General features: G+C 59.4%; 8 protein-coding genes and 1 pseudogene. 4 read left to right on the top strand and 5 right to left on the bottom strand.

The features are described 5' to 3' along the window. Nucleotides 1–87: 87 nt before the first annotated feature. Nucleotides 88–420, top strand: a pseudogene (locus AC2CGW_RS12570) (hypothetical protein); the annotation flags it as partial. Here AC2CGW_RS12570 and AC2CGW_RS12565 read toward each other — a convergent pair. The 3 genes from AC2CGW_RS12565 to AC2CGW_RS12555 form a co-directional block, all read right to left on the bottom strand. Further along, nucleotides 330–761 carry a glycosyltransferase family 25 protein gene (locus tag AC2CGW_RS12565; RefSeq protein WP_484574110.1) on the bottom strand — a complete coding sequence of 144 codons (432 nt, stop codon included), beginning with the start codon at nucleotides 759–761 and terminating at the stop codon, nucleotides 330–332. The pseudogene AC2CGW_RS12570 and the gene AC2CGW_RS12565 sit on opposite strands and share 91 nt — an antisense overlap. Nucleotides 762–904: 143 nt before the next feature. Further along, nucleotides 905–2,332 carry a hypothetical protein gene (locus AC2CGW_RS12560; protein WP_484574109.1) on the bottom strand — a complete coding sequence of 476 codons (1,428 nt, stop codon included), beginning with the start codon at nucleotides 2,330–2,332 and terminating at the stop codon, nucleotides 905–907. Nucleotides 2,333–2,913: 581 nt separating this feature from the next. Next, a complete protein-coding gene (locus AC2CGW_RS12555) occupies nucleotides 2,914–3,474 on the bottom strand; it encodes a TetR/AcrR family transcriptional regulator (protein ID WP_186667532.1) in 561 nt (186 codons plus the stop codon). An 87-nt stretch (nucleotides 3,475–3,561) separates the two neighbouring features. Here AC2CGW_RS12555 and AC2CGW_RS12550 point away from each other — a divergent pair, with 87 nt between their 5' ends. Further along, on the top strand, nucleotides 3,562–4,782 hold the full coding sequence (locus tag AC2CGW_RS12550) for an MFS transporter (RefSeq protein WP_484574108.1): 1,221 nt from the start codon (nucleotides 3,562–3,564) through the stop codon (nucleotides 4,780–4,782). Nucleotides 4,783–4,797: 15 nt separating this feature from the next. On the opposite strand, the gene AC2CGW_RS12545 is transcribed toward AC2CGW_RS12550, so the two are convergent. Both AC2CGW_RS12545 and AC2CGW_RS12540 read right to left on the bottom strand, forming a co-directional pair. Further along, nucleotides 4,798–5,346, bottom strand: a complete 549-nt coding sequence (locus tag AC2CGW_RS12545; RefSeq protein WP_411383654.1) for a serine acetyltransferase — start codon at nucleotides 5,344–5,346, stop codon at nucleotides 4,798–4,800. 21 nt (nucleotides 5,347–5,367) lie between these two features. Next, on the bottom strand, nucleotides 5,368–6,018 hold the full coding sequence (locus tag AC2CGW_RS12540) for a glycosyltransferase family 25 protein (RefSeq protein ID WP_288375750.1): 651 nt from the start codon (nucleotides 6,016–6,018) through the stop codon (nucleotides 5,368–5,370). Nucleotides 6,019–6,228: 210 nt separating this feature from the next. Between AC2CGW_RS12540 and AC2CGW_RS12535 the strand changes: the two genes are divergently transcribed. Both AC2CGW_RS12535 and AC2CGW_RS12530 read left to right on the top strand, forming a co-directional pair. After that, nucleotides 6,229–6,690, top strand: coding sequence for an Lrp/AsnC family transcriptional regulator (locus tag AC2CGW_RS12535; RefSeq protein WP_484574107.1), 462 nt, complete (start codon nucleotides 6,229–6,231; stop codon nucleotides 6,688–6,690). A 166-nt stretch (nucleotides 6,691–6,856) separates the two neighbouring features. Next, entirely contained in the window at nucleotides 6,857–8,539 is a 1,683-nt protein-coding gene (locus tag AC2CGW_RS12530) for a flavin monoamine oxidase family protein (RefSeq protein ID WP_484574106.1), read from the top strand. The last annotated feature ends 2 nt before the right edge of the window (nucleotides 8,540–8,541 follow it).

Below are 8,541 nucleotides of genomic sequence, written 5' to 3'. Positions count from 1 at the left end.
GACTCCAGAAAGAAATCGGGAGCACAGCATCGGGGATCAGGTAAGCGCTTTGAATGTGGGGTTCATGGAGCGCTTACAGATCACCGGGGTTATCACCTGCCGCGCTTCGGGCGCGTGGTCGCGGTACCGGACGCGCCGGCGGCGCCCGGACTGTGCGACGACTTCCGCCCGCGCTTCGGCGTGGATGTCCAGGTACTGCTGCCAGACGGCGAGCCAGATCCGGCGCTGCCGGTGTTCACCAGCCTGCCGCTGCCGGCGCCCATGGGCGGCCAGGAAGCCGGTATGTTCGGTTTCCCCGAGGAGGGCACGACCGTGGTTGTGTCGTTCGCCTACGGCCTGCCGCACAAGCCGTTTATCCAGCAGATCCTGCCGCACGGACTGAGCCTGCCCCGTGCAATGAACGGGAACCAGGTTAGCCAGGTTCGGCCCATGCTGTAGCCGAGGTGCAAGGCCTCGAATCGGTGGCTACACATGAAGCGGTTCACCCAGGCGATCCGTGAGGCTTTCAGCTCGTAGGGCATCACGTCATCTTCGAAAATCAGAATCCGCTCCAGGCCCTCCTCGAGCGCGCGCTGGGCGAGTTGCTGGTGGGACTCGTAGCAGCCGCGCTTCGGGTCGTCGGCCTTCTGCACAACATGGAAGATGACTTGGTTACCAATCCGCTTTCTGATGCTCTCCCCGAACAGTTGACGCCTGTCATTACGTGCCTCGAGCGAAATGCAATAGGCGGCATCAACATCAAAACTGGCCCTGCTCCTCATAATCCTTTCAACGTTCCTGTCATATACTGGGTGGCCTTAAATGGTACCGCCTAATTTGGATGTCATAAATCCATCAATCACCTCTGTGTGCTGCAACGAGCATCGCCGCAGAAACCAGATGAAGCAAGGGGGCCGAGGACATATTAAACTTTGGTTTCCTCCCCTACGAACATCAAATCGATATCCAGCTTGACATGTTGGATATTTCGCCGAACAGGATCATAGACAGCTTGATAAAAGCTAAAACTCTTTCTGTCATTTTTTGCGCACAAGTGAGCTACGATCTCTATAATCTGGGCCTTCTCCTCAGCAGGCGTATTTATGCCAAAAATCACGCCCTCTAACACATCAAACTTATAGTTAACTTTACGCAGACTCTTATCACTCAACCCAACTACAGAATCGTGCATTATTAGACGATACTCATTTTCACTGCGCCACTCCTTTAACTTAACAGTCGCAGAATGCACGAAATCTTTCCAATACTTTTCTCGCCACGCCTTTTCATCCACTTCAGGTGCTCTGCCACTGCGAACTCCACTTTCGTCACTGTGCCAGTACTGGTCAATTTGTGTTTTTGACAAACTACCGAGATTTAGAAAAAAGTCCACCTCAAGGAAGTCTTTTTCGTAGTCAACTTTAAAAAACTCCTGCCTTCCCTCACCCCAAATATAACCGTCGGTCCCTGTCCCAATAACACGACGTAGAGGGAGGAATCGCCTGCCTTGATCGTCGGCAGGTATTGAATACTTCAAACATATACCTTGATGATTATTTCCGTAAGTACCCCATATTGCCGAATTACTGCATTCAGACATGAAGCATGCGGCATACCAATTGGGGTGAGTAAGTTCTTTAATACGATCAACAAACACCTCAGGGAATTCAAAAAATATAAAATATAAGTTTTTCTCCCATTTCTTTCTGTGTGAAGTCAGGTTCGCCTGAGCAGTTCTTACCGCTTCTCCTGCATAGAATTCTTGGGAGCTTTCAGTACTAGCACCTGAATACTGTTCAGCCAATTGATCCAAAAGAGAGATCGTGTAGGCTTTATCTTCATCTGTGAAGCTGAGGGGGCTTTTTGCAAATATCCCTTTCTCCACCATGGAATCAAGAACCACATGCATTGTTACGGCGTGGATTGAGCGCAAGTGAGTCAACAACTCCCACTTTCGAATTTCACGACCGTCTCCCAAACAATCAATATATTTATTTATCGCCTCAATCGAAAATAGTGCCGACTCAACTAACTGAACTAGCTCATAAGCCTCCTTTATTCTGATATCAGGATACACATTTATATCAAAATAGCTCTTTACATCTTCTTCAAATTTTGGATGCAGTAGGGCGTACATCACACACGAGCGGGTTAGACAGCGCGCATAGTGACGGATTAAATTACGCCAGAGAATTTTATCTCCCGCCCATATAAAGTCTTTATAGCCTTCCAAGGGGTCATTCAATTCTTCGGGAGAAGCAAAATATATCTGCAGCTTCTCAAGCTCCCCTTGCTCGCCCGGTTTTCCTATAAGACGGCTGGCACGCCGAAACCTATAAAGATACTCACCCATCAATTATCCCTATGCTTAGTGGAGTTATGCCCTATGTTAGCCGATACGCCACGAGAAGGTCTTTCAACGCATAGACACAAAGGTCAAACACTTCGAATCTAGTCAAAAGGCCGATGGCAGGCTGTTGCTGACGAGGTGCATGCCGACAGAGCCGAACAATGCAATACGCAAAAAAATCAAGACGAAAAATCACTTATCCCCCTCCCGCCGACGCGCTTCCCCTCGTAGAAAAGTGCAAAGGGCTAGGCGGGTGCAAGGGCGGGCTACGGCAGACGCGGCGCGGGCCGCCGGGGAGGAAGGTGCATTGCACGCTGTACAAGGATTTGAACAGGTGTGCAATCAGGTACAGCTGCGAGCGTCCACATTACGTCCACACCAACAACCGAAATCTGACCCGCATGTACGTACATATTCAATAAAATCAGGCTTTTGCTGGGTTTTCGCAACAGACAAAGGCCTTTTTGTCGGGCTCATAATCCTTTGGTCCACGGTTCGAGTCCGTGTGGGCCCACCAGATACGACAAAGCCGCGCATCAGCGCGGCTTTTTTGCATCTGGCGGCCATGTCCGGCGATTCATTCCTCAGCCGCCAATCCCCTCCAGCGTCACCTCCACCAACGCCTCCACATACGCCGCTTCCAGCGGCTCACCGGAAAACAGAATCCGGTACACCAGCGGTGCCATCAGTCTATCGACCACGCGATCATTGCTCGGAACCGGCTCACCGCGTGCCACTGCGCGTTCGAGAATCGCACCAAACTGCGCCGTGGCAATTTCCAGGCAGCGCCCGGAGCAGCCGCCACCAGCTGCCAGCAGGTCGAGCACCGCGGCGCGGCCGGGCACCGATGATGTCTCTTCCATGTACTGGATGCCCCAGGCGAGCAGGTCTCCGGGCAGGCTGCCGGTGTCGGCCGGGCCGCTGTCCGGACGGATGCGCTGCAGCGCAACGTCTCCCAGCAGTTCGTTGAGGTCGCCCCAGCGCCGGTAGATGGTCGAAGGCGTCACACCCGCGCGGGCAGCGATCAGCGGCACGGTCAGTTCGCCACGCTCGCGCTCCTCCAGCAACTGGTTGACCGCACTGTGGACCGAAGCCTGGACCCTCGCACTACGCCCGCCTGGACGCACGCCCTGATTGATCGCCATACGCACCTTAACGCAAAGAATTTGCTTTTATCTCGAAACAGGTTCATCGTCTGCAAAAGCTAACTCTTAGCCTTTGCGAGAGCAACCATGAGCGATACCTTACCCAAAAGCACGCGTGAACGCCGCAACGGTCTGTCTCACGCCGCGTCCCTGTGGTTGCTGGGGGCGATTTTGATCGCCTTCTCGGCTGCGGCCAGCGCGCCGACACCACTCTATGCCCTCTACCGCGAAACCTGGGGCTTCTCGCCGGCCTTGCTGAGCGTGGTGTTCAGCATCTACGCGGGCGGTTTGCTGCTGACGCTGCTGGTCTGCGGCTCGCTGTCCGATCACATCGGCCGGCGCCCGGTGATCGCGGCGGCCTTGGCGCTGGAGGTATTGGCCATGGCGGTATTCCTGCGGGCAGAATCGGTCGAGGCGCTGATCGTCGCGCGCCTGCTGCAGGGCTGCGCAACAGGGCTTGCCACCAGTGTGCTCGGCGCGGCGTTGCTGGACTTCGACCGTGAGCGCGGGCCGCTGCTCAATAGCGTGACGCCGATGCTGGGCCTGGCCCTTGGCGCCTTGGGCAGTAGTGCGTTGATGCAGTTTTCCGGCGAGCCGCTGCACCGGGTCTTCCTGGTCCTGTTGGGCGTCTTTGCGCTGTTCGCGGTATTGCTGCCGCGCCTGCCGGAAAGCATCAGCCGTCAGCCCGGCGCCTGGGCCTCGCTGCGACCACGGGTGCGAATTCCACCGCAGGCCCGGCGCGCCTTCTGGCGGATCGCTCCGCTGAATGCGAGCCTCTGGGCACTGGGCGGCTTCTACCTGTCGCTGGGGCCGACCCTGGCGCGCCAGGTCACAGGGCTGCAGGCACCGCTGGTCGGCGGCACCCTGGTTTTCCTGCTGACCAGCTGCGGCGCGCTGGGCATCTTCGCCCTGCGCAACAGCGAGGCCCAGGTGATCTTGCGCCGCGGCAGCCTGGCACTGGTCAGCGGCTTGCTGCTGACCCTGATCGGCGTGGACGGCGGCCTGGCCTGGCTGTTCTTCCTCGGCACCGCGGTCGCCGGCCTGGGCTTTGGTGGCGGGTTTCTCGGCGCCCTGCGCTCGGTCGTACCGCTGGCCCATGCTCACGAACGCGGCGGGCTGATGGCCGGGTTCTATGTGCTGAGTTACCTGGCCTTCAGCCTGCCGGCAGTGGCCGCCGGCATCGCCACCCAGCATGTCGGGCTGGTCGTGACCACCAATGCCTATGCCTGTGTGCTGCTGCTGGCGGCGGCCATGGTGCTTTTGTCGGGCAGTCGCAGCGATCGGTCGCCTGCAGCGTCGGTCGGCTGAGCGTCACGGCAACGCTCAGCGCTGCAGCAGCGTCGCCTGCCGTGGGTTGTAGAACGTCGTGTCGGCGGGAATGTCGCGGGTGACCAGTGACATCGCACCAATCACCACGTTGTCGCCGATGCGCAGGCGGTCGGCGATGATGCAGCTGTTGGCGCCCAGGCTGACGTTATCGCCGATCTCCAGCGCGTAGTGCTCCAGCCCCAAAGTCTTGATGCCGATGGTGCAGTTCTGACGAATGAAGAAACTGCGCCCGATCCGTACATGCCGGGTAATGACAACGCCTGGCAGATGGGCGATGCGCAACCCCGGCGCAATCTGCGCGCCGATGTCGATGTCCACGGCATACTTCAGGTTGAGTCGCTGCTGCATGCCCCGGGCATAGCGGCGCGCCAGCCCTCCCTTGCCATCCAGGTACTGCGCCAGACGGTAGCAAAACAGGAAGCGCAGCTTGTTATCCCTGCGCGACCGACGCAGGACATTACTCAGCAAACTGATCCACCGTCCCGGCTTCTTCTTATTGGAAACTTCCAGTCGCCAGCACTCGAGCAGATGTTCGAAGGTCAATGCCGGTTTCCCCCTGCGCTATCAAAAGCTCCAGCGTAACAAGGTTTTCCAGAAATACTTCAGCGGCGAACGCAGGTGACGCGCCCAGTTCTGCTGCCACTGCGCATCCTCATGCCGGGCGACACGCGCATCCTGGGAGGCGGCGGTGCTGATGCGGCGGAACAGCATCGGGTAGGCGCAGTGCTGCTTGATCCGTCGCTTGAACAGGCTGTCCAGTGTCCTGCCGTCGTAGGGCGCGGCCACCAGCACTCGACAGCCTTCCTGGGAAAGAATGTAGGCATGCGGCGCACTGACTCGGCCACGGGCGATGAACGGAAACCAGGTCAGCCAGGTGCGGCCCATGGTGTAGCCCAGGTGCAGGCTCTCGAACGGGCGGGTGGCGATGAAGCGGTTGATCCAGTTGATCGACGCGGCGCACCAGTCGTAGGCCTTGGCATCGTCCTCGAAAATCAGGATGCGTTGCCAGCCCTGCTCCAGGGCCATCAGCGCCAACGCGCGATGGGACTCGTAGTGGGCCCGGATCGGGTTGACGTCCTTGTCCCTCAGGTGGAAGACCAGCGGATTGCCAATCCTGCTGCCCACTTCTCGCATGAAACGCTCGCGGCTGTCTTGCCGATCGCGCAAGGAAACACAGAACGCCGCATCGACGTCGAACTTGAACAGGCTGGACACGTGGCACCTACCGCTAGGCAGAGAGGATTTCTGGCGCCAATTCCATAGCGCGAATGATTATCAAATACCAAGTGGCGCATCATAATACGCGCCCGCTCTGAGACAGAAGTGAAATCGATTAAATCATTTTGCCATCATCGTGCGAACGGCTCACCTTGCCGCCCGAGCCCAGGTCTGGCTAGGCTAGCGCACCCATTGCAGAGATTTGTCATGCCGGACTCCCGTGCCATCGCCCTCGACGAAATCGATCGCCAGCTCATCGCCCTGCTGCAGATCAACGCCCGCGAAAGCGTCGCCACTCTCGCACGCCATCTGGGCATCGCCCGCACCACCGTCACCTCTCGGCTGACGCGCCTGGAGAAGCACAAGGTGATCACCGGCTACGGCGTGCGCCTGGACCAGCGCCTGGCCGGGGGTGGTCTGCAGGCCTATGTCGGCATCACGGTGCAGCCACGCTCAGGACGCGAGGTGGTGCGCCGCCTGTCGGCAATGGGGCAGGTACAGCAACTGTGTGCGGTGAGTGGCGAGTTCGACTACGTCGCCTGGCTGCTCAGCGACTCACCGGAACAGCTGGACCAGCTGCTCGACCAGATCGGCAGCCTGGAGGGCGTGGAAAAGACCACCACCTCGATCATCCTGAGCAGCAAGGTGGATCGCGGGCAGCCTGGATAGAGGTATCGCCACAATGCAAACTCTTATCGTCATATCGACATAATCCCCTACAGATCGACGCCACTATTGCTCTTAATTACGAGCGCCCCGCTTCATAAAATGACCACCAGGCATTTCCTATACTCAGGCTCCGCCCTCAGCGCAGCCGCTCTGGCAAGGTCATCAGATGAACAAGAAAAACCGCCACCCCGTCGACGGCAAACCGCCGGTCACCATCTTCGGCCCTGATTTTCCCTTCGCCTTCGACGACTGGCTGGAGCATCCCGCAGGCCTTGGCAGCATCCCCCCTGAACGGCATGGCGAAGAAGTGGCGATCGTCGGTGCCGGTATCGCCGGGCTGGTGGCGGCCTACGAACTGATGAAGCTGGGCCTCAAACCGGTCGTCTACGAAGCCTCGAAGCTCGGCGGGCGCCTGCGCTCGCAGGCCTTCAACGGCACCGACGGTATCGTCGCCGAACTGGGCGGCATGCGCTTCCCGGTGTCGTCCACCGCCTTCTACCACTATGTCGACAAGCTCGGCCTGGAAACGAAACCCTTTCCCAACCCGCTGACCCCGGCCTCGGGCAGCACGGTGATCGACCTCGAAGGCCAGACCTACTACGCCGAGAAGGCAGCCGACCTGCCGGCGCTGTTCCATGAGGTGGCCGAAGCCTGGGCCGACGCGCTGGAAGACGGCGCACGCTTCGGCGAGATCCAGCAAGCCATCCGCGAGCGCGACGTGCCACGCCTGAAAGCTCTGTGGGACACCCTGGTGCCGCTGTGGGACGACCGCACCTTCTACGATTTCGTCGCCACCTCCAAAGCCTTCGCCAAGCTGAGCTTCCAACACCGGGAAGTGTTCGGCCAGGTCGGCTTCGGCACCGGCGGCTGGGATTCGGACTTCCCCAACTCGATGCTGGAAATCTTCCGCGTGGTCATGACCAACTGCGACGATCACCAGCACCTGGTGGTCGGAGGCGTGGAGCAAGTGCCGCAGGGCATCTGGCGGCATGTGCCGGACAGCACTGCGCACTGGCCGGCCGGCACCAGCCTCAGCTCGCTGCATGGCGGCGCGCCGCGGGCGGGGGTCAAGCGCATCGCCCGCGCCAGCGATGGCCGTCTGGCGGTTACCGACAACTATGGTGACACCCGCCACTACGCCGCCGTGCTCACCACCTGCCAGAGCTGGCTGCTGACCACCCAGATCGACTGCGAAGAGTCGCTGTTCTCGCAGAAGATGTGGATGGCCCTGGACCGCACCCGCTACATGCAGTCGTCGAAGACCTTCGTCATGGTCGATCGCCCGTTCTGGAAGGACAAGGACCCGCAGACCGGCCGCGACCTGCTGAGCATGACCCTCACCGATCGCCTGACCCGCGGCACCTACCTGTTCGACAACGGTGACGACAAGCCGGGAGTGATCTGCCTGTCGTACGCATGGATGAGCGATGCGCTGAAGATGCTGCCGCACCCCACCGAGAAACGCGTGCAGCTGGCCCTGGATGCGCTGAAGAAGATCTACCCGAAAACCGACATCGCCGGGCACATCATCGGCGACCCGATCACCATCTCCTGGGAAGCCGACCCCTACTTCCTCGGCGCCTTCAAAGGCGCGCTGCCAGGCCACTACCGCTACAACCAGCGCATGTACGCGCACTTCATGCAACAGGACCTGCCCGCCGAGCAGCGCGGCATCTTCATTGCTGGCGACGACGTGTCCTGGACCCCGGCCTGGGTCGAAGGCGCGGTGCAAACGTCGCTGAATGCGGTGTGGGGTATCATGAACCACTTCGGCGGCAAGACCCACGCGGACAACCCCGGGCCGGGCGACGTGTTCCACGAGATCGGCCCGATCGCCCTGCCTGACTGACA

This window comes from Pseudomonas sp. SYWMCR5 (genome assembly GCF_057197165.1).
Note: the sequence above shows the minus strand (reverse complement) of the source record. Positions and strands in the feature narration are given on the sequence as shown.